A 269-nucleotide genomic window follows, 5' to 3' on the forward strand; every position below is an offset into this window, starting at 1 on the left:
AGCTGGTTGTCGATGCGCCGCGACTCGTGAAGCTCGGAGCCTATCACGTGCAGGCTGCCGGCCGCGAGCACCGCCTCGTGGCGCTACTGCCATTCGGCCTTGAGGCGCTAGATCTGGTCCTCGCTCGGCGACTAGCGCTGTGCGGCCTCGGACTCCCAGTTGCCGCCCAGCACGATGTAGGTACCACGGCCGGACAGGTTGGTGGCGATGGTGATGGCCACGGGACGACAGGCCTGTGCGATGATCTGATCCTCGCTCTGGTGCTGCTT

Annotated in this window: 1 pseudogene; it reads right to left on the bottom strand. The window is 65.8% G+C overall.

Annotated features, from left to right (window positions below):
* Window positions 1–269: pseudogene (locus CVH10_RS27355) on the bottom strand (hypothetical protein); the annotation flags it as partial.

Origin of the sequence: Halomonas sp. ND22Bw (assembly GCF_003011945.1) — a bacterium.
Classification (GTDB): Bacteria; Pseudomonadota; Gammaproteobacteria; order Pseudomonadales; family Halomonadaceae; genus Halomonas; species Halomonas halophila.